The organism is Spiroplasma sp. ChiS, from assembly GCF_002968355.1.
Taxonomy (GTDB): Bacteria; Bacillota_I; Bacilli_A; order Mycoplasmatales; family Mycoplasmataceae; genus Spiroplasma; species Spiroplasma citri.
On the sequence record NZ_PUUH01000276.1, the window covers coordinates 1 to 631 of the forward strand.

General features: G+C 15.7%; 1 protein-coding gene. It reads right to left on the reverse strand.

Annotated features, from left to right (window positions below; translation table 4 throughout):
* Positions 1-378: 378 nt before the first annotated feature.
* On the reverse strand, positions 379-631 hold a 253-nt coding region (locus C6B38_RS06930), incomplete at its 5' end, for an integrase core domain-containing protein (RefSeq protein WP_146693353.1).

The window sequence follows — 631 nt, forward strand, 5'->3', positions numbered from 1 at the left end:
CATAATTTCAACTCCTCAATTAAAAATATTAAAAAAATTTACTTTCCAAAACTGTAAAAACCAAAAATACAAAATGTATGTGGTTTCTACATATGCAGTATACCACACACATTTTAAAGATTACAAGAAAATAATAAAAATAATAAAAATATTTATTTATAATAAAAAAATATCATAAAATAAATAAATAAAAAATATAAAATTAAACACACTAAAAAATAATTTATTAAATTTTAATTAATAAATACATATTTTATTATTTTAATAACATATTTTATTATTTTAATAACATATTTTATGAGTTAATTTACATATTATTAATTAATTAAAATATAATAAACTTATTTAGTTTAAACACAAAAACTTAATAATTTAAAATTATTTAATTAAACTTAAACTATTCAAAAAATTAAATGGTGTCTGAAAATTTAAAGACTTATGCACTCTTTCAAAATTATAAAAATAATAATAATCATTTAATTTATTCTGTAAACTAACTGCATTTAATATTTTTTCTTCAAATACAAATAATTTAGTATAATTTTGATGAAATCTTTCAATCTTACCGTTTGACTGTGGAGAACGAACTGGTGTTGTTTGATGCAAAATATTTTTATCTGTTAAAAATTGA